The organism is Desulfomonilaceae bacterium (assembly GCA_041662605.1).
Lineage (GTDB): Bacteria > Desulfobacterota > Desulfomonilia > Desulfomonilales > Desulfomonilaceae > CAJBEZ01.
On the sequence record JBAZSD010000019.1, the window covers coordinates 63,248 to 81,746 of the forward strand.

13 protein-coding genes and 1 pseudogene are annotated in these 18,499 nt (G+C 46.7%); 9 read left to right on the plus strand and 5 right to left on the minus strand.

Features of this window, described 5'->3' with window-relative positions:
- Positions 1–63: 63 nt before the first annotated feature.
- Together aprA and aprB are read right to left on the minus strand one after the other, a co-directional pair.
- Entirely contained in the window at positions 64–1,941 is a 1,878-nt protein-coding gene (gene aprA / locus WC647_14360; GenBank protein MFA6223490.1) for an adenylyl-sulfate reductase subunit alpha, read from the minus strand.
- Positions 1,942–1,962: 21 nt separating this feature from the next.
- The gene (gene aprB, locus WC647_14365) at positions 1,963–2,406 is read right to left on the minus strand and encodes an adenylyl-sulfate reductase subunit beta (protein ID MFA6223491.1); all 444 of its coding nucleotides are present in this window, start codon (positions 2,404–2,406) and stop codon (positions 1,963–1,965) included.
- Between the two features lie 531 nt (positions 2,407–2,937).
- On the opposite strand from aprB, the gene WC647_14370 reads away from it, so the two are divergent.
- The 5 genes and pseudogenes from WC647_14370 to WC647_14390 all read left to right on the plus strand — a co-directional run bounded on the left by WC647_14370 (position 2,938) and on the right by WC647_14390 (position 6,011).
- Complete coding sequence (locus WC647_14370; GenBank protein MFA6223492.1) at positions 2,938–3,909, plus strand: tetratricopeptide repeat protein; 972 nt, start codon at positions 2,938–2,940, stop codon at positions 3,907–3,909.
- A gap of 24 nt (positions 3,910–3,933) precedes the next feature.
- Positions 3,934–4,734, plus strand: a complete 801-nt coding sequence (locus WC647_14375; GenBank protein MFA6223493.1) for a YkgJ family cysteine cluster protein — start codon at positions 3,934–3,936, stop codon at positions 4,732–4,734.
- A complete protein-coding gene (locus WC647_14380; GenBank protein MFA6223494.1) occupies positions 4,731–4,889 on the plus strand; it encodes a hypothetical protein in 159 nt (52 codons plus the stop codon). Before WC647_14375 ends, WC647_14380 begins: the two co-directional genes overlap by 4 nt.
- Positions 4,890–4,907: 18 nt before the next feature.
- A pseudogene (locus WC647_14385) lies at positions 4,908–5,249 on the plus strand (HEAT repeat domain-containing protein).
- 324 nt (positions 5,250–5,573) lie between these two features.
- Positions 5,574–6,011 carry a HEAT repeat domain-containing protein gene (locus tag WC647_14390; protein MFA6223495.1) on the plus strand — a complete coding sequence of 146 codons (438 nt, stop codon included), beginning with the start codon at positions 5,574–5,576 and terminating at the stop codon, positions 6,009–6,011.
- Positions 6,012–6,104: 93 nt separating this feature from the next.
- Here WC647_14390 and WC647_14395 read toward each other — a convergent pair whose 3' ends face one another.
- The 3 genes from WC647_14395 to dnaE all read right to left on the minus strand — a co-directional run bounded on the left by WC647_14395 (position 6,105) and on the right by dnaE (position 13,966).
- Positions 6,105–8,030 (minus strand): DNA gyrase subunit B, encoded by a 1,926-nt coding sequence (locus WC647_14395; protein ID MFA6223496.1) that lies wholly within the window; start codon positions 8,028–8,030, stop codon positions 6,105–6,107.
- Entirely contained in the window at positions 8,027–10,411 is a 2,385-nt protein-coding gene (locus tag WC647_14400) for a DNA topoisomerase (ATP-hydrolyzing) (protein MFA6223497.1), read from the minus strand. Before WC647_14400 ends, WC647_14395 begins: the two co-directional genes overlap by 4 nt.
- Positions 10,412–10,501: 90 nt before the next feature.
- Positions 10,502–13,966 (minus strand): DNA polymerase III subunit alpha, encoded by a 3,465-nt coding sequence (gene dnaE, locus WC647_14405; GenBank protein MFA6223498.1) that lies wholly within the window; start codon positions 13,964–13,966, stop codon positions 10,502–10,504.
- Between the two features lie 264 nt (positions 13,967–14,230).
- Between dnaE and WC647_14410 the strand changes: the two genes are divergently transcribed.
- Genes WC647_14410 through WC647_14425 form a run of 4 tightly spaced genes read left to right on the plus strand, consistent with a single transcriptional unit; the run spans position 14,231 to position 18,351 of the window.
- Entirely contained in the window at positions 14,231–15,019 is a 789-nt protein-coding gene (locus WC647_14410) for an ABC transporter permease (GenBank protein MFA6223499.1), read from the plus strand.
- A gap of 29 nt (positions 15,020–15,048) precedes the next feature.
- Positions 15,049–15,795, plus strand: coding sequence for an ABC transporter ATP-binding protein (locus WC647_14415; protein ID MFA6223500.1), 747 nt, complete (start codon positions 15,049–15,051; stop codon positions 15,793–15,795).
- 17 nt (positions 15,796–15,812) lie between these two features.
- Positions 15,813–16,841, plus strand: coding sequence for an MlaD family protein (locus tag WC647_14420; protein ID MFA6223501.1), 1,029 nt, complete (start codon positions 15,813–15,815; stop codon positions 16,839–16,841).
- A gap of 10 nt (positions 16,842–16,851) precedes the next feature.
- Entirely contained in the window at positions 16,852–18,351 is a 1,500-nt protein-coding gene (locus WC647_14425) for a hypothetical protein (protein ID MFA6223502.1), read from the plus strand.
- Positions 18,352–18,499 lie beyond the last annotated feature (148 nt).

The following is an 18,499-nucleotide window of genomic DNA, read 5'->3' on the forward strand; positions in this document are numbered from 1 at the left end:
TTGCGTTAGAGGGATTCCGGAGGCGGAAAACCACCCCCGGAATTTCTTTGATAAGTTAAGAGGTTAGTTGACGATGGAGATGACGGGTACTTTCTTCATTTCCCATGCGCCGTTTTTGTATGTAGCGTTGACGAAGACCTTCCAATTGGCTTCGTCGATAGCAGGGAAATCATTGCGGAAGTAGTAGCCCGGCCAACGGGTCTCTTCACGGAACAGGATAGTGCGGACATGAACTTCCGCCTGATACATTCTCTGAATGTTCTCATGGCAGCGCATGAGTTCATGCAGATCCTCGGCCGCCAACTTCGCTGAATCTTCCTTCAACCAGTTCAACAGTTCCAGCGCTCTATCGAGTTTGGCCTTGTTGGTTTTGAAACCTGAAGTTACGCCTGCGGCGTATTCGTCCATGATTTTCTGAAGGCGGAACATGAACATTTTCGGTTTCATGAACTCTGGGTTGATGTTGGGATCACTTGACTTGGCCCCGAATTCAACAAACAGATCCATGGGTTTCAGGATCTCTTTCTTCAGAGCTTCAACATTCGCCGCGTCTACCTTCGGCTGGGTGTTGTTATCCACTACGAAACGCACCATGGACTTACCGGCCGCGCGTCCCTCAGCGTGCGAGCCTGAGGAGAACTTGTGGCTGGAGGCTCCAGTCGCGTCACCTGCGCAGAATAGACCCTTTACTGTGGACATATACTCATAGCCCCAGAAGTACTCTTTTGGAGCCAAGTCCTTAGGACCGCTAACCCATGCGCCGGAAGCGCCGGAGTGGGAACCAATGAAGTACGGCTCAGCCGCTGCAATCTCAGAAGCTTTCTCTTCTGGCTGAACGTTGGTTCCGGCCCAAAGAATGGCCTGGGAGATTGTCATATCCAGGAAGTCTTCCCAAGCTTCGGCTTCGAGTTCCTTCATTTTCTTCTTGTAGGCCTTCGGGTCATCCTTAAGGGCGTTAGCTATCTTTTGAATAGCCTCTTCCGTTCTCATGTAGATTGGGCCCTTGCCTTCAAACTCATCGAGCATACCAAGGTAGTTACGGAGGTTGGCCGGGATCGGCTTCACTTTTCCGTATTCGCCCCATTTTGAGAGTTCGTCCTTACGCTCGACCATGTACTCACCACCGAAAGCATTGGTCGCCCTGGACTTGAACAGTAGGAACCAGGCCCCAACAGGTCCGTATCCATCTTTAAAACGAACAGGGATGAAACGCACTTCCTGGCAGGTCTGCTCAGCGCCGGCGATCAATGTAAAGTAAAGGCTTGATCCGGAGTTCCAAGGCGGATACCAGGCTCGACCAAGACCTTCACCGGTGCTTCTCGGTTTGAAGACGTGAACAGCGCCACCCATTGCGGCTAGGACTGCTTTGGCCTTGAATATATAGAATTTGTCCTCACGTGTGCTAAAACCAACTGCGCCGGCGACTCTATCGCCATCCATAAGCGGTGTTGTGATAAAAACACGCTCAAAATACTCGTGACCATACTTGACCAAAGCGTTCTTCGCGGCCTCGGCGACGATCACCTTGTATGATTCGCCGTTGATCATGAGCTGCCAGCGGCCTTCATGAACATACTTCCCGTCCGCATCCAACCAAATGGGGAGGCCCCATTTTTCGAACAAATGGACGGATGAATCAACGTGGCGGGCGATATCATAAACGAGGTCTTCACGGGCAATACCCATGAGATCGTTACGGACGTAACGAACATAGTCTTCTACAGTGTTATTGCCACTGTTGATATCAACATACTGGTTGATAGCGGAAAGACCCATAGCAACAGCGCCGGATCGGTCCATAGCAGCTTTATCAACCAAAGTTACCTTCAAATTATTTTTCGCCGCCCAATACGCAGCTTCAACAGCGGCTCCGCAGGCCGCCATACCACCACCACAAAGCAGAATGTCAGTGGTTACTTCTACATTTTCAAAATTGGCCATTATTAGCTTCCTCCTAAGGAATTACTTCTTTACAGTGGGTAGGGCAGCTAGCTTCAGAGCAGCCGGCTCGTTGTACAGGCACTGGCTAGCCAGATCAGTTGTAACCTCGCCAAAACCGCCATCAGGAACAGCCGTACCTTCAGCAGTCGTGCGGATAGGGAACTTAAACCTTTTGAGCTGACCATTACGGAACTTAACAGTCCACATAATGTCTTCCGAACCTCTCAGGGGTACGCATGAAGCGCCCATGGGGACAAAGTCCGCATAACCACGGACGTCTATCGCCTGCTGGGGGCAAATCTTAACGCAATTGTAGCATTCCCAGCACATTTCAGGCGCGCGGTTCCATGCTTTCATTGTCTCTTTGTTAAGAACCATCAAATCATTCGGGCAGATGTACATACAAGCGGTTTTATCCTGCCCCTTGCACCCATCACATTTTTCCATAATTACAAAACTTGGCATGAATTATCCTCCTGGCGTGATAAATCTTTCTCTGATCGTACACTAAAGTTTAATGTGAAAAATTTCGACTCAAACGAATAGACAGGCTCCTCCTTTCTCAAGGTAGTCATCCATTCCTGGAAGATCACTTCCCAAGTAAAAGGCGCTGTATCCCCGAGACCCCTCTTTACCCTCCGTTCATGAGAACGGCCGAACCCCGAACATCGGTACCAACGGCCACCGGATTATGTTCAGTCTCTGAGGAAAATCGGATCTGTGTGGAACTTCCGAGAAAAAGTTTGACCATTTCAACTCGACGTGGATCTGATTAGCGCTGCAATACTAAATTTGGATATCCTGCTAGGCCTTGGATGACCTAAGCAATAATGAATGTCCGATTGAATCAAATCCTATTCGCTTTGTCAAGAGAATTTTTGGATGATAAATTTGTAAAAGTCCGCAAAAAACGGTCGCTTATTTTGCTTGAGAGGAGCGAGATTATATATTAATATAAATATTTTGTGATTCGCCAAATAGAAAGGAGATTCCCGCATGGCGACTGCCCGAAGGAATGCCCCCTGCCCTTGTGGAAGCGGGAAGAAATTTAAGAATTGTTGCTTGCCAAGTTTACCAAAACAGTCAAACAAAGAGAACGAAATCCCTGAAAATAGTTTACAACAAGAAGCGGTCCAGGCCTTTAAGGCTATGTCTGAAAAGAAATGGGATGATGCGATTGACAATTTCAAAGAATGCCTGGAAGAGGATCCCCACAATTCTGGAATCCTTCAGGCTGTAGCAGCTTGCTACGACGGACTTGAAGATTACCTGCGGGCGGCGGAATATTACGAGAAGGCCTTAGCTGTCGAGAAGGAAATAAATAAAACACAAATTCTCTACAGACTGGGGGTCTCACGTGCATGCGCCAGCCGAATCGAAAAGGCCAAGGAATCTTTCGAAGAAGTTTTTCGGATGTTGAAAACACCTCAGGAAAAAGAAGCCGTTCAGAAAATACTGGACGAATTGTCGGCGATCTCTTCGGGGGAAAAGCCTCCTTCTTCATTTCTTGCGCAAGCTCAGCTTCAAAGGGCATTCTCTGATTTTGAAGACGAAGATTACGAAATGGCCGCAGCGAGGCTTGAGAAGGTCTCTGTGCTGGACCCGGAAAACTCAGCGGTATTTTACAATCTGGGTGTAGCTTATACTTTTCTAAAAAAAGACCAGGCGGCTCTAGACTGTTTTGAAAAAACTGTCGAACTGGACCCCGATTACGTTACGGCCTATTACAATATGGGACAGATTTATCTCTTGGTAAAACGTGACTTCTCACGAGCCCTGAATTGTTTTGATAGAGCAATCTCCTTCAGGGAGAATTACATAGGCGCCTATCATCAAAAAGGCGTGGCTTATGAAATGCTGGGCGACTTGGGAAAAGCTGTTGAATGCTGGCGTAAGACTCTAGACCTTGACCCCCATAACCAGCAGGCTCTAGGCAACATTCAGAGGGTTCAAACCAAAACCTCGTAATTGAAAATCTCGAAAGGATTTTAGATGAAATTCAAAGCTGGAGTTCTTAAAGATCAAGACAAATTCATGACATGGGATGATTCCTTTTGCTTTAAATGTCATCCCGGAATAGATTGCTTTAATTCATGCTGCAAGGATGTCACCATTTTCCTGGACCCCTTGGATGTAATCAGGCTTCGTAAAGCCCTTAATATATCTTCCACGGATTTTCTTGAAACTTATACGCACAGAGTGTTGTCACAAAAAAGTGGTCTCCCGGCGGTAATCCTGAAGATGAATCAGGATGATAAAAAGCAGTGTCCTTTTGTTACTGAAGCCGGATGTGGAGTTTATGAAAGCCGTCCATACTCATGTCGTCTCTATCCCCTGGATACCGAACAGGGAGTTGAATATTCGTTCATTGTTAGCGAAGACACCTGTCATGGTCTGAAGGAACCTAATGAGATTACAGTTGAAGAGTGGCGCCGAGATCAGGCCCTCCTAGACTACGATGATATAGACCACAATTTAAAAGACGTGATGCATGCGGACGAATTGTGGGAAGAAAAAATCGCCGACGCCAGGATGCAAGACATGATTCTTATGAGTCTTTACGATGTTGACCGATTCAGAGAATTTGTTTTCAGTTCCAGCTTCCTTCAAAAATTCAAGGTCGACGATGATATCGCAGAGAAGATTAGAGAAGACGATGTTACCATGCTGTATTTTGCAGCTCAGTGGTTAAGATTCGCTCTTTTTGGCAAAAAGGGATTTCTGAAAATTGATCGAGACTATCTAGAGAAAAAGAAACATGAAGTGTTGAGTAAAGGAAAACCGAAGAAATGAGAATTTTTTGTTCTGTTCTCGCGATTTTTTTGTTTCTGTGCGTGCTGGGTTCTCAGACTACACTGGCTGATTCGACTGATCAACACATAAAGAATCTGAAGAGTGATGATCCTGAAGTGAAGGCCAAAGCGGCGTTCGACCTAGGCTGTTCCTGAAACAAACCAGCGAGGGCGGTTCCGCCTCTCATCGAAGCTTTGAAAGATCCTGAACCTAAAGTGCGAAGCGCCGCTGCTGAAGCTCTGGGCTTCTTTCCCAACCATAGTGATGACGTAAAGAAAGCGCTGATTTCGACTTTGAATGATTCGGACTTAGGCCCGAGAAGAGCCGCTGTCTTAGCTCTTGGCCGTGTAGGGGACAAGGACGCATCCATTGAGGAATTGATCAAGAAATACTTAAACGATCCCGATGCAAAAACGGCTGAGAACGCTTTGATCGCTATGGCGCTCCTCGGAAAATGGCGGGAAGATGATGCGCCTTCACTGGCTAAAGCATTAGGAAGCTCTAACGAATCAACAGCCAAAGGAGCAAGCAAAGCGTTGTTCATGATTGGTGAGCAGAAGCCTGACACGGTTGTTCCTCTTCTCATCGAGGCCCTCGGCGCCAAAACCCCGGTTGCAGCGGTACATGCGCTGCCTGCGTTGAAAAAATTGAAAAAGGTTTCAGTGTCTGCCTTACCGAAGATTGTAGAAATGTATGACAAGTCTGATCCGGACACCAAATCAGACATACTGGACGCCGTCAGCGCAATCGACGATTCGGGAGATTTTGCCGTTCCCGTTTGTTTGAAGGCCCTCAAAGAGAACAATCCTCTTGACAGGAGAGAGGCCCTAATTGCGCTGATGCGTTTTCGCTCGAAAGCTCCCGCTTTTCTGGATGTCATTTCGGGGGAACTTAAGGACAAGGATGTTGAAAACCGTCTACTTGCGTTAGGGATTATCCGTGGGCTTGGGCCAAACGCCGACAAGGTGGCACCTGAGATACTGAAATTGCTGGAAGATCCGGACATGCGGGTCAAAGTTGCCGCCATATCGACACTGGGGGCTATTAAATCGCCTTCTACAACAGTTATGGTAGGTCTTGAAAAAGCGCTTAAAGATAAGGATTATAGAACCAGGGTCGCAGCCATAAATGCGCTGAAGGCTCTGGGCGAGTCAGCCCCCGCGAAAGTTACACCAGTTTTGGAACAGGCTTTGAGCAGTGAATCCTACGACCCTGTCAAACGGCTCATAACAGCCGCTGTCGAAGAATTGAAAAAGACCAAATCTTCCTCACATTAAAAGAGTCAGCGCCCCGGTGGAAATTCCATCGAGGCGCTGCTTAGAAGTCATTATAATCTCACTTATAACATTCAAACATCGTCAATGCGTTGATCAAATGTCAAGTTCACTGACTTGTTGAGATCTTTCCTTAATGAATATGAACCTCTTTCGCACATCCTTACCCATCAGGGTATCGAAAACAATGTGGGTCTGAACTTCATCATCAACTGTTATTTTCAATATGCTTCTTGTCGCGGGATCCATGGTCGTTGACTTCAGCGTTGGAGCGTCCATCTCTCCCAAGCCCTTGAACCTCTGTATTTCCGCGTCCTTTCCGTTTCTACGCTTTAAAAGAGCTTCCTTTTCGGCGTCACTGAAGACATATTTGACCTGACTGTTCTTTCCAGACCCGATTCTGATCCTGTATAGTGGAGGCATGGCAAGGTAAAGGTGCCCCCGCTCGACCAGTTCAGGGAGAAAACGATAGAAAAACGCCAACAACAGGGTTGAAATGTGATGGCCATCTACATCAGCGTCAGTGTTGATGATAATTTTGCCGTATCTGAGTTTTGAATAGTCAAAGTTTTTGCCGATTCCTGTCCCCACACTTTGAATCAGATTGCTTATTTCTCTATTATTTCGCAGCCTTTCCAGGGACGCCTGCTCCACGTTTAAAATTTTGCCTCTAATAGGCAAAATAGCCTGGAACTTTCTGTCCCTGGCCTGCTTGGAAGACCCACCGGCGCTATCGCCCTCCACTATAAACAACTCCGTCCTATCCCTTGAATTGAGTGAACAATCGGCAAGTTTTCCCGGGAGAGTCAGTCTGGAAGTAACGCCTTTACGAGCTACTTCGTCCCTGGCCGCCCTTGACGCCACACGCGCCTGAGCCGCTAGTGTCACCCTTGAAGTAATGGCGGTGGCCTGCGACGGATTCTGGTGCAGCCACGTTTCGAACGCCGCCTTGAAGGCAGGTTCAATGTGCTGGGCCTCAGGGCTGTTTAATTTGTCCTTCGTCTGCCCCTGAAACTCCAGATTTCCATGCAGATAAACAGAGAGAATTGCGGCAATTCCTTCCTTGACATCTTCACCTGAAACGCCCTTTACCCCCTTGGGAAGGCCGTTCTTTTTTTCTAGGTAAGATCGAATTACCCGGGTGACGGCATTGCGAAACGCGTTCTCGTGGGTTCCACCAGCAGGGGTAGGAATCGAATTGACAAAAGAGAGTATTTTGGATGATGTCTCAGATGTCCAGGCAAGCGCCACCTCGAAACGAATATCATTCTGGTAGTGGAGATAAAAAGGTTGCGCTCCCACTGGCTCGTGCCCATCGATTATTTTGTTAAGAAAATCCCTTACTCCTTCGGGATGATAAAATGTCCAGGAAGAGCCATCGCTCCTGTCCTCAAAGTTGATTTTCAAGCCCGCAATAAGAAATGACTTAATTTCCAGACGTTCCTTTATTATTTCCCTCGAAAAGTGTAGCTCCCCGAATATCTCAGGGTCCGGAAGAAAGTTTATCTTTGTGCCGGTGCCACGTTTTGGTTTTTTCTTGATCAAGGCAGTGACCGGCTTGCCGCTCTGAAATTCCTGAACATGCAGAAAACCGTTGCGTCTAACCCACACGACCATTCTGGAGCTAAGAGCGTTCACGACCGACGCTCCAACACCATGCAGTCCTCCAGCGACCTTGTAGGTGTCGTCGTCAAATTTTCCGCCCGCGTGCAGATTGCAGAAAATGGTCTCTATAGTATTCCTTCCTGTTGACGGGTGGACTTCTACGGGTATTCCCCTCCCCCGATCTTCAACAGTGACGCTTCCATCCTGTTCGATCATTACGTCAATTTCATTGCAATGGCCGTTGAGGGCTTCATCAACGCTATTATCGACTACTTCCCAGACAAGTTGATGGAGCCCCTCCGGACCTGTGTTCCCAATGTACATACCGGGGCGTCTTCTAACAGCCTCCAGTCCTTTCAGAACCTGGATATCGTTTACGGTGTATGAATCGCCCATAGACTTGTTCTTGCCTTTCAAATCTCACGCTCAATTCTCAGGATCCTGGGGAAAAGCTTCTTACCGCGTCCACCCCTGGATGACAACTGAATTTCTCCCACTGAAACAACTTTCCAATCTTCCTCGTCATAAAAGAAACGCACTGCGCAATCTTTCTCTAAAGGTTCCATTCCGATTACTTCAGCATGGTCCCGGATTTTCATTAAGATTACCCCCCTGGCCGGCCCGGACATGACAGGCGTCTTATCCAACCTGAACATTAAGACATGCCCTTCTGATTCCGCTACCAAAACATATTCTGAATCAGTGACTCTGACAGCAATAACTTCGTCGCCCGCTTCAAGGTTGACAATCTTTCGCCCCATCCGTTTCGTAGGTTCCCTCAAAGAATCCAGCGCAAATCTGAATCCCTTCGCCTTCTTGGTGATCATCATGCCCATTGCAGGCTTCAACAAAGACGCGGAAGAAGTCGACAGTTCCTCTGAACTCTTCTCAACAAACAGCGATGGCTGATCAATAGGAAAAACTTCCTGTCCTAAAGAATCCCCCTCGATCCCATTTTCAATTTGTTCGGCAATTTCTTCTACTGTTGTATCGGCTGTGATCAAGGCCACGGCTACTTCTCCATCATCCAGACGAAGAATAGATCCAAGAGGCTCTCCGAATCCTCCTGATGCGTGAATATCTGAACACCGCACCGTGTAGACCTTGCCCCTGTTAGTAAATATTGTCACGGTTCGCGCCGTATTACTTCTGACAACGTCCAGGAGAGAGTCACCCTCTCGAAATTTCAGATTAGAAACGTTTTCAACTTCTGATTTTATTCTTCTAATCCACCCCTGTTTCGACAGAATCACGGTGGCGTCTTCGTGATCAGCAAACGTCTGGATATCGTAATCGAGGGCAACGGCTTCCGATTCCGGTACAATCTGAGTTCGCCTCGCGTCGGACCCTTTTGAGGCTACTTCCTCCAGTTCCTTATCGATAATTTTCCATATACGGGCGGGGCTGGACAGATCCTTTTCAATGTCCCGGGCCTGTTTCCTCTTGGCCGCTAGTTCATCAAGGACTCTACCGATTTCGATTCCTACCAGTTTGTAAAGTCGCATTTCCAGGATTGCGTCAATCTGCTCCTCGTCAAGAGGGAAATTGGATCTCAGACCAGACGCGGCTTCCGATCGGTTTCGAGATGACCGGATAATTTCAATGGCCCTATCAAGATCGTCAAAGAGAATCTCAAATCCTTCAAGCAGGTGAATTCTCTTTCTAAGATTGGCCAGTACATAATCGAGCCTGCGAACAGTCTTTGAATATCTGAATTCAAGAAAATGACGAATTATTTTGTCCAAGGAAAACCGGTCGGGCGCTCCCTGTGGATTGATAGCAATGAAATTCATCGGGAAGTTGACCTGAAGTTCCGTATGGCGATAAAGGAACGCTGCGATTGATTCGGGTGTTATATCGGAGCCCCTTATTTCAAGGACGACTCTGACATCTCCAGCGCTTTCATCTCTGACGTCATACACGTTCTTCAGGCGTTTTTCACGAATCAGGATCGCTATTCGTTCTACTAGCTTGGCCTTGTTCACGGAATAAGGGATAGAAGTAATAATCAGTGACGTCTTTCCTCTACCCGGTTTTTCGATTTCGTAGGTTCCCCTCAGACGTATGGATCCATGGCCCGATTCGTAAATCTCAGTCAATCGCTCCGGGGACTCAAGAATTTGCCCGTATGTGGGGAAATCAGGTCCCTTGATATGCTCCATCAGTGTTTTCACACTAATATCCGGATATTTTATGGCAGACCTGCACGCGTTAACCACTTCCAGTAAATTGTGTGGGGGAAATGAGCAACTCATTCCTACGGCAATCCCCGAGGAGCCGTTCAACAGAAGGTTGGGAACAGCCGACGGCAATACATCCGGTTCTTCGCCAATCCCGTCATAGGTAGGTCTGAAATCCGTCGTCCCTTCATCAATGTCTTTGAGAAGCAAACCTGAGAATCGGCTCAACCTGGTTTCGGTGTATCGCATGGCAGCCGGAGAATCTCCGTCAATCGATCCGAAATTTCCGGAGCCGTCGATAAGCGGGTATCTAAGACTAAAATCCTGAGCCATTCTAACTAGGGCGTCGTAAGCCGCCTGATCCCCGTGGGGATGATACTTTCCTATAACTTCACCTACTATCGCAGCGGACTTCCGCATTTTCGCTGCGTCGCTCAACTTCATCCCATGCATTGCGTAGAGAATTCTTCTGTGGACGGGCTTGAGACCATCGCGCACATCAGGTAATGCCCGAGAAACTATTGTCGACAAAGCATAAGCCAGATAGCGCTTTTCGACTTCTTCTCTCAGAGTGGTTTCATGTATTTTTTCTACGGGTAACGAAGAGGAATCGCTCAAATTAGCCTTCTCTCTTTCAGGTTCTTGATTAGTAAGGGCAGAAACATCAAGCTGAATATCCAGGCACAAAGAAAGTGATGGATAAATATGTCAAACATAAGTAACAGGCTGATATCCAAACACGTCTAGCGCTTCGGCAATGAACGCGTCTGAAGGATCGCAGGTAATCGACGTCAAGTTGATTATTGTTTCAGTGCGATTGGGGATCACGATATGTAGTTTAACGGGGATCCTACCTTTGTATTTTCCCAGGGTTTTTTTCAATTGCTGTATTTGAATGGGATCAGCGCCAAGTGCCGAGATTCTTATCTGAACCTCTTTGCTAAAATATCTGGGAGCGTCCTTGAGGACGTGAATCTCATTGACCAGCATCTTGGGCGCGTCCGCATCTCCGTCACGAGTCCCTGCGAATATTAACGGTTCTCCTGAGTTGATCAGATCTCTACTGGTTGAATATACATCTGAAAAAATAGTTCCTTCTACCGTTCCTTCCAAATCTTCGATGGTTACAAACGCCATTCTGTCGCCCTTACGAGTGTTGATTTCTTTGACTTTTTTCACAAGCCCCGCTAGACGAACAGCAGCGCCACTTGAGAACCCGGGGAGTTTGGGAATAGTGGAGTTCGTAAATTTCTTCGTCAGTTCCTCATAATTGAGTAGTGGATGACCACTCAGATAAAATCCCATGAGATCCTTCTCAAATCCCAGCCGAGTCATTTCATCCCATTCGGGACAATTGGCAATAGGCGCATCAGTGAGATTCCCAAATTCACCGGGTGAACAGTCGGTGGCGAATAGGTTAAACTGTCCCTCGATCCTCTCTTTCTGAAATCCAGAGGCTTGGTCCAAAATGGAATCCAATGCCTCGAACATAGCCCGCCTGCATGGTCCAAGACCGTCGAAAGCCCCACATTTTACCAGACTGTCGATGACCTTTTTGTTGACCTTGCGCAGATCCACTCGTCTGGCAAAATCCTGCAGGCTGCAGAAAATCGCTTGGTTCCGTGTTTCAATTATGGAACTGACTGCCGACTCACCCACATTCTTAACGGCGCTTAAACCGAAAACTATGCGACCTTCTGTCACGAGGAAATCTTCGAATGATTCATTGACGTGGGGTGGGAGAATTTGTATTCCCATGTCCCGGCATTCTTGTAGATAGACTGTTATCTTGTCGGAGTTTCCCGATTCCAGACTTAACTGAGCAGCCATAAACTCAGCCGGATAGTGGGTTTTGAGATAAGCTGTCTGATAGGTGACCATAGCGTATGCGGCAGAGTGAGACTTGTTAAAACCATAACCGGCGAATTTCTCCATCAGGTCAAATATATGCGCCGCTTTTTCAGGATCAATTTTGTTTTTCGAGGCCCCCTTTTCGAAACGGCTTTTCTGTTCTGCCATTTCCTGAACCTTCTTTTTCCCCATGGCTCTTCGTAAAAGATCAGCTTCACCCAGTGTGTAATTCGCAAGAGCGGTGGCGATACTCATTACCTGCTCCTGATATACGATTACTCCATACGTTTCTTTCAGTATCGGCTCCAACTCCGGCAACGGGTACTCGATGGGAATCCTGCCATGCTTTCGGTTGATAAAGTCATCAACCATGCCGGACTCAAGTGGGCCTGGCCTGTATAAGGCAAGAATCGCTATGAGGTCTTCAAATACGGTTGGTTTGAATTTGTTAAGAACATCTCTCATCCCTGACGATTCGAGTTGGAACACCCCAAGCGTCTCCCCTTTGGAAAGGCGCTCAAAGGTGGTTGGATCATTAAGGGGGATGGAAGATATATCAAGCTTGCTTCCCTTGGATTTCTCTATCAACCGTAAAGTTCTATCAATTACGGATAAAGTCTTGAGCCCTAGAAAATCGAATTTGACCAATCCTATTTTCTCAATCCATGTCATGTCAAACTGGGTTAGCGTTTCGTCCTTATTTCCCTTGTACAGAGGTAATCTTTCGACAAGAGGCCTATCGGATATCACTATCCCGGCGGCGTGGGTAGATGCGTGCCTTGAGAGCCCCTCGAGAGATCTGGCAGTCTTGATAAGGTCCCTCACCATCTCCGACTTTTCTACCATTTGGGCTAATCGAGGCTCCTCCTTGAGCGCCTTTTCAAGAGTCATCTTCAGAGCGTCAGGGATCAGTTTTGCAATCTGATCAGCCTCAGCATAAGGAAAACCAAGAACTCTCGCCACATCTCTCACTACGGCTTTGGCCTGCATCCTACCGAAAGTAATTATTTGAGCTACTCGATCCCTGCCGTATTTGTTAGAAACGTAATCGATCACTTTTTCCCGACCGTCAGTGCAGAAATCAACGTCTATATCGGGCATGCTCTTACGTTCCGGGTTGAGAAACCTTTCAAAAAGAAGCTTGTACCTTATAGGATCAATATCCGTGATTCCAAGAGAATAAGCAGCGAGAGACCCGGCAGCGGATCCCCGACCTGGCCCTACGGGAATGTCATTCTTTCGGGCGAAATTAATAAAATCAGCTACTATGAGAAAATATCCTGAAAATCCCATCTCTTGAATTAGATTGATCTCATATTCAAGACGTTCCGAATATTTCTCCTTCTCAGTTTCGGCCAAGTTACCCGAGGACAACGCCTTGTCAATTCTGATTTTGAGACCGTTGCGCGCGTCGCTTGCGAACCGCTCACGCAAAGTCTCGCCTGTTCCCAGATCAAATCTGGGCATATGAACCTGCCCGAATTCCAGGAGCAATGAGCACCGTTCGGCTATCACCTTAGTATTCTTTACAGCCTCTGGAACCTCTCTAAAATCAGTCGCCATGCGCTCGGGAGACTTGAAGAAAAACTGGTCCGAGTCAAAACTCATTCTCGATGAGTCTTCAAGAAGTTTACCGGTTTGAACGCAGAGCAGTATCTCGTGAGCCCGATGATCCGACTGATCAAGATAATGGCAGTCGTTTGTCGCTACGAGTTTAACATCGAGCTTCCTTGACAGATCGATTAAGGTTTGATTCACGCGCTTTTGTTCTTCAAGTCCATTTTCTTGTAACTCAAGATAATAGCGTTCATTAGAAAACACATCGCGGAACCAGGAAACTGTGTGAACCAGTTTCTTTTCATCTCCCGCTAAGGCCAGATCTGCCAGCTCACTAGAGAGACAACCGCTTAGACAAACCAACCCTTCACTATGTTTTTCCAGCAGTTCCTTATCAATGCGAGGTTTATAATAGAACCCTTCGAAATAGCCTGCCGTCACCAGTTTACATAGGTTTCGATAACCTTTTTCGTTCTCGCAAAGCAAAATCAGGTGATAGGATTTCTGCTCTCCATTTCTTGAGGACTTTTCGAACCTGCTTCCCGGAGCCACGTAGACTTCGCATCCTATAATAGGCTTCAAGCCGCTTGCCTGGACAGAGCTATAGAAATCCATAGCTCCAAACAGGTTTCCATGGTCTGTGATAGCTACAGCGGACATTCTGTTCTCTTTTGCGCGTGCGATCAGGTCCGGAATTCGGATCGCCCCATCCAGCAAAGAGTACTGAGTGTGAAGATGTAAATGAACGAAATCTGCCCCAGTCATGTGAAAGCCTCATCTGAAAAGTTTGATTGTTTCAATATCCCTTTTTGAGGAGGGTAACAATATCACCGCGGCGTATAGGGTCGCAATGTGTTTTTAGTAATTAAAGACTCCAATAGCAACAGGAGGAGCAAGCGTAGTGGAATTAGAAACACTTATACTGTAAAACCTTTTATTTTCATTACTATATTGACTTTTATTAATAAAATATATTAGAATAAGCACGAACCTATTACTACAACCTAACAAACAAGTTGTAATATAATTATGAAATCTGAGGACTTTCTAAAAGCTTCCATAAGCGCCTTAATCGAAACCATTCAAGACTGGCTGGTTGAACTCGGAGGTATCGTACAGCTTTTCGGGTCGTCAGTATATTGGATGGTGAGGCCTCCTTTTCGTATTCACGAAGTGTTGAGGCAACTGGATTTTGTCGGCGCACAGTCCGTTTTGCTCATAATAATAACTGGAGCTTTTACCGGTATGGTCAGCGCCCTACAGGGATATAACGGCATGAATCGTTATGGGGCCGAATCACTTGTTGGAGCGACGACCGCTCTGGCGTTGGCGAGAGAGTTGGGCCCCGTCCTTACCGCCCTAATGATCGTCGGTAGAGTAGGGTCGGCCATGACATCGGAACTCGGCAGCATGAAAAATTCCCAGCAGATAGACGCCTTGGCAAGTATGGCCGTAGCGCCTGTTCAGTATCTTGTATCCCCACGGATTTTAGCGACAACTATTTCGATGCCGTTCCTGTCGGCTACCTTTGGCTTTTCCGGAATGGTCGGAGCCTATTTTATATCAACCCGATATTTAAATATTGACCCCGGCGCCTTCATGTCCGGGATAAAAGATTATCTCGCCGCTTCAGACGTGGCCCACGGGTTGATAAAGGCGCTGGTCTTTGGGCTTATCTTGTCTCTTGTAGCTTGTTTTAAGGGCTTTAACGCCTCTGGAGGGGCCAGAGGGGTCGGGGTAGCCACAACCAAGTCGGTTGTGCTATCATCTGTACTAATTCTGTTCTCAGATTACGTGATGACAACAATAATGTTTTGACGGTCGGGTTGTTATACGCGCGGGTTGACATGATTGAACTCGATAATATTCAGAAAAGATTTGGAGATCAGGAGGTCCTTCGCGGCGTAAGTTTCGAAGTCAAAAAGGGATCTATTACCACGCTCATAGGAAGGTCCGGATCGGGTAAGTCCTTGTTGTTGAGACACATGATAGGTCTGGATCCCCCAGATTCGGGACATATTCTGATCAACGGATCGGACATCATTGGAATGCCCACATCGCAGATCAACAAAATTCGGCGGCAGTTCGGAGTTCTGTTTCAAGACGGCGCTCTTTTTGACTCTATGTCAGTAACAGATAATGTGGCTTTCCCCCTGAGAGAACACACTAGCCTTACCGATGAGAAAATTCTTGACGTTGTCGCGAATAAACTCGAAGTCGTGGGGCTAAGACGGCACGGCGACAAATTCCCGTCGGAACTATCGGGGGGCATGCGAAAACGGGTAGGGCTCGCTAGAGCATTAGCGCTCGATCCTGAGCTTGTTTTTTTCGATGAGCCTACCAGTGGTCTAGATCCTATTACCAGGGCAGCGATCTATAGATTGATTGAGAATACTCACATTGAGGGAAAAACAACCTACTTTCTGGTCAGTCATGACATCTCCGGAGTCATGGCCATTTCAGACGACATAATGATGCTTCACACTGGGAGAATTGTAGCGCAAGGTCCGCCCGAATCTTTTATGACCAGTTCTGATCCGGTGGTTCAACAGTTCCTGAAGGGTTCTCCTGACGGTCCGATAGAGATCGATTAAGAAAGGCATAGCAGGTCATGAACAGGTTTCCCATTCAAGCAAGGATCGGCCTCTTCTTCCTGATAGGAATCGCTATCCTTGCCTACGTGTGGTTCAGAGTGCTGGACTACAGTTTCCGGGAGGGGTTCACCCTTAAAGCCGCCTTCAGATCTGTTGAAGGCTTGACTCAAGGCAGCCAGGTACAGATCGCAGGTATTAAGGTCGGTCAGGTTAAGGACATCACATTCGATCCAGAGTCGGGAAAAGCTACGGTGTCACTGCTAATCAACGACGCCTACAAAAACATGATCCCTGAGGGATCAAGACTGTTAGTGAAAACCAAAGGCTTACTAGGCGATAAATATCTGGTGATAGAACCTGGGAGACCAAACGCCAGAAAACTTAAACCGGGACAAGAAATCAAGTCTGTTTTTGAGCCGATGGACACCCAGAAAATGTTCGAAAGCCTGGCTGTCGTTTCCCAAGATCTTCAAGCTCTGACCTCGGTTGCCAAAAAGCAGTTCGTTGACGAAAAAGGCTCTCAGAAAATTGATCAGATTGTTGATAATACCGACGTGTTGATGAAAGACGCCAGAAATCTACTTTCCAAGAACAAGGAAAAGATAAATCAAACTATAGACAACACTGACTCAGCTACAAAAGGAATCAATGAAATTGTTTCTCTGAACAAGAACAAGGTTAATCACACGGTCAACAACTTCGAGTCATTTTCTCAAGGAATGGACAAAACCAGTTCTAAATTTGATAGGCTTGCTAGTGACCTTGATTCATTAACCAAGGACGTTCGCTCCGGTCGGGGCACACTCGGAAAGTTAGTCACAGACGAATCATTGTATCGGGACGCTCAATCCCTGGTCCGTGATGCCAAAGGAATATCCAATCGGATTCAAAATGGGCCCGGCACGGTGGGTCGCTTGATCAACGATCCAGAGATGTATTTCGAAGCTCGTCGGGCAATCCGAAACATGAACAAGACAGCGGAAGATATTTCTGAAGTAACTCCGGTCAGCACACTGGCGATAATTCTAGGGTCCATCTTCAGATAAGGAGCCCGGTATGGGCTTTTCTCCCGCAAGAATACTCAATGTCGAACAAACAGGATCCAACCTAATCGCACAGGTGTTTTCTCTCGCCTCAGCGTTTGGAAAATTAACCATCCGGCCTACAAGCAAGTTTTGCCCCAATTTATTGGCCCGGAGCGCAATTCCCTTTGTCATTTCGGTTCTCATCCTCTTTGGGCAAATTGAAGCTAGCTGTTCGATTTACGATTTCATAAAGCCAAGTAAACCTGGCTCATTTTTTGCCGTTGATCCTGATCTCACGATTCGTTCCATGGATCCTACGGCTGATAGGAGAATATGGCGCATAGGTGAAACTTGGGGTTTCCCTCCTTTTTTTTTGAGATCCAAAATCCCGGGACTTTTTGAAAGGCTGGACATTCTGTATCCATTAGCGTTCAAGGAAGAATCTAATTTCAACAAAAAAATCAAAATAATCCCATTGTTCGAAAGCCGTTGGTCCAAATTACCGCCATTTGATTATTACACAAGATTTGGGACTATGTTCAAAGGCCGCTCAGATATGGGCCAGGATTATTGGGGGTTTTTCCCATTTTATGGCTACAGCTTTCGAAGGTTTGGGGTAGACCGCAACAAATTTGTCATGTTTCCTCTATATTACGAGAGTGAGGATGACGGAGCGAAAACCTACAGAATTATGTGGCCGTTCATCACGTATGCGCATGACAATTATCGATCCACTCTCAAAGTTTGGCCTTTATTTGGAAAAGACCACATCCGCAGTGATTACAACAACTTTTTTTTACTTTGGCCTTTTTTCCAAATTACGGACAAATATATGGGGCAGGAGCAATGGACTTCTCTAAAGGCGCTCCCCTTCCCTTTGTATGTCAGTCATGAAACTAACTACGATTACAGTCTGGATCTTTTGTGGCCTTTTTTTACTTATTACAAACACTATGCCTCAGGACACCAAAGATATTCTTTCAGACCCTTCTTCAGCTATGGGTACGGAGGCGGAGTAGATGAGTTCAGTTTTCTCTTTTACTCTTCAAAAAAAGACAGGAGAACCGGAAGTTCATCTTCCAGCACTGATGATTATATATCCCTGGCGACTGATGAAGTGGTCGTAGAGAGACGATTCTTCTTCATGAGCGCCATTCAGAAGCGATACAGAAAAGGGCTGCTGGTATACACAAGGTATAAATTTTGGCCGTTTGCGGAATATTCTTGGGACATGGACAAAGGCACTCATTGGAAAGTTCCGGAAATAATTCCAGTAAATAGCAGTTGGTGGGATTTAAACTTAGGCAGGTTTCTAAGAATCGTGGATTTTAGGGACACTCCGATTACCAGAGAAATAAGCCTGTTTTTTGGCCTAGGGCGAAAGAACGAGATCAAAAAGTATCCCCACATCGCAGCCCCACCTGAATCGGGCAAAGGCGACTGGGCTGAACTTATCGAGGGTTCTTTCCGGCGGAACAGTCCTTCTACAGTCCAAGAGAATAGTTCCAATCATACATTTAGACACCCGTAAAAAAGACCGACTTGACTCCCGACTTTGACACTTTTTCTGCTAAAACACTGAGATATCAGCATGTTGGTTTTTGTCTGGGGCACTACTTTTGCTTGTCCTGCAAAACTTAGGTCATTGGTCTTGGTACCTCTGATGGTTTGAGTCCGAA

Excerpts from the sequence above, each read along its gene's own strand:
- aprB (MFA6223491.1), bottom strand. The coding sequence starts at position 2,406 with ATGCCAAGTTTTGTAATTATGGAAAAATGTGATGGGTGCAAGGGGCAG.
- WC647_14410 (MFA6223499.1), top strand. The coding sequence starts at position 14,231 with ATGAAATCTGAGGACTTTCTAAAAGCTTCCATAAGCGCCTTAATCGAA.
- WC647_14420 (MFA6223501.1), top strand. The coding sequence starts at position 15,813 with ATGAACAGGTTTCCCATTCAAGCAAGGATCGGCCTCTTCTTCCTGATA.
- WC647_14370 (MFA6223492.1), top strand. The coding sequence starts at position 2,938 with ATGGCGACTGCCCGAAGGAATGCCCCCTGCCCTTGTGGAAGCGGGAAG.
- aprA (MFA6223490.1), bottom strand. The coding sequence starts at position 1,941 with ATGGCCAATTTTGAAAATGTAGAAGTAACCACTGACATTCTGCTTTGT.
- dnaE (MFA6223498.1), bottom strand. The coding sequence starts at position 13,966 with ATGACTGGGGCAGATTTCGTTCATTTACATCTTCACACTCAGTACTCT.
- WC647_14425 (MFA6223502.1), top strand. The coding sequence starts at position 16,852 with ATGGGCTTTTCTCCCGCAAGAATACTCAATGTCGAACAAACAGGATCC.
- WC647_14390 (MFA6223495.1), top strand. The coding sequence starts at position 5,574 with ATGCGTTTTCGCTCGAAAGCTCCCGCTTTTCTGGATGTCATTTCGGGG.
- WC647_14375 (MFA6223493.1), top strand. The coding sequence starts at position 3,934 with ATGAAATTCAAAGCTGGAGTTCTTAAAGATCAAGACAAATTCATGACA.
- WC647_14415 (MFA6223500.1), top strand. The coding sequence starts at position 15,049 with ATGATTGAACTCGATAATATTCAGAAAAGATTTGGAGATCAGGAGGTC.
- WC647_14380 (MFA6223494.1), top strand. The coding sequence starts at position 4,731 with ATGAGAATTTTTTGTTCTGTTCTCGCGATTTTTTTGTTTCTGTGCGTG.